This window comes from Burkholderia sp. GW821-FHT14F03, from assembly GCF_058803765.1.
Map to the genome: position 1 here is coordinate 1 of NZ_JBXAPG010000119.1, position 1672 is coordinate 1672.

At 70.0% G+C, this 1672-nt stretch carries 2 protein-coding genes; both read right to left on the reverse strand.

Translation table 11 applies throughout. The features are described from left to right. Window positions 1-1139: AAA family ATPase (locus AC1RQF_RS33255; protein WP_492874377.1), on the reverse strand; the 1139-nt coding region annotated here is incomplete at its 3' end. Window positions 1140-1141: 2 nt separating this feature from the next. Further along, window positions 1142-1672, reverse strand: a 531-nt coding sequence (locus tag AC1RQF_RS33260; RefSeq protein ID WP_492874379.1) for a type VI secretion system baseplate subunit TssG, incomplete at its 5' end; no start/stop codon positions are given.

Sequence of the window (1672 nt, forward strand, 5' to 3'; positions counted from 1 at the left end):
TGATGCTCGGCGAAGCGCGACGCGATGGTCCGCAGCATGCCCACCGCCGCCGCGTCGTCCGGCTCCTCGACCGGCACCGCCTGGAACCGCCGCACGAGCGCCGCGTCAGGCTCGATGTACTGCTTGTACTCGGACCACGTCGTCGCCGCGACCATCCGCAGCTGCCCGCGCGCGAGCATCGGCTTGATCAGGTTCGCGGCGTCGCCCGTGCCCGCCGAGCCGCCCGCGCCGATCAGCGTGTGGGTTTCGTCGCAGAACAGGATGATCGGCGCGGGCGCGGCGATCACCGCGTCGACCAGCGTCTTCAGGCGCTGCTCGAACTCGCCGCGCACGCCCGCGCCCGCCTGCAGCCGGGCCAGATCGAGCGCCCACACCTGCGCGCCCAGCAGCCCCGGCGGCACCGCGCCCGCGTGGATCTTCTGCGCGAGCGCCTCGACCACGGCCGTCTTGCCCACGCCCGCCTCGCCGACCAGAATCGGGTTGTTCTGGCGACGCCGCGACAGCACGTCGATCACGGTGCGCAGTTCGTCGTCGCGCCCGACGACCGGATCCAGCTCGCCGCGCGCCGCCTGATCGGTCAGGCAAGTCGCCCATTTCGCGAGCGCGTCGTCCGGCGCCGCCGCGTCGACGGACGCATCGACGTCACCCGACGACGGGCTCTCGATCGCCTCAGGCCACCCGGCGGCCAACGCCTCGTAGCGCTTCACGACCTCGTCGATCGCGACCGACGTGAGGCCCTGCGGACAGCGCTGCTGGAGCCAGCGGCGCGTGACATCGTCGTCGAGCCACGCCAGCAGCAGGTGGCCCGAGCGCACCTTGCCCGACGGCGCGGCGACCTGGCTCCAGATCACGGCCGGACCCACGCTGCGCTCCAGCGACGCGGAAATGTCGCGCAGCGAATCGCCGCCCACGTCGAACGTATCGAGCGCCTTCTCCAGCCGGCGCTTGAGATCGCCGACGTCGTGGCCCCATTCGGCGAACAGTTTCGCCAGATCGCTCTGCTCGCGCTGCAACAGGCACAACGCCCAGTGATCGAGGTCGATGAAAGTATGACGGCGCGAACGGCCCAGCACCGTGGCGTCGACCAAAGCCGCATAAGTCGTGCGGCCGAGACAGTTGAAGATACGTTCCCGATTCACGTTTAGTTCCGAAAAGATTCGTAGATAGTCAGCGTGCGCAGCGCATGATCCGGCCGCGACCACGCATCGACGCCGATGCGCATGCGCCCGACTTTCCCCGCCAGCTCAGGGCGCGTTCGTACTTCGACCTTGATGACAGGGTCGATCCTTCCGTCCACAAAGTCCGTCGCGACCGCGCATACCGCCATCACGGCCGCCGACCGGCGTTGCCAACGGTGAAACTCCTCGGCCTCGATCGGGCCGATCACGATCTCCATCGAATGCTGGACATCCCAGATCCGCGCGCCGAGCCGCCAGCCGCCCAGCCGCCGGCCGCCGCGCGGAGCCGGCGGCACCGGAATCCAGCGCCCGTGGCGCGGCAGGATCCGCAGCGGCACGCGAAAGTAGCCGGCCAGCATCCGCCGCAGGTCGCCGAGCGAGCGCCGCGGCGCGCAGTAGATACCCGGAAACGCGGCCCGGCATGCCTGGGCATCGCGATCCTGCGAACTGATATCCGCCCCGCGGCCTGCATTCGCGAGCGTGGTGACCCGTTC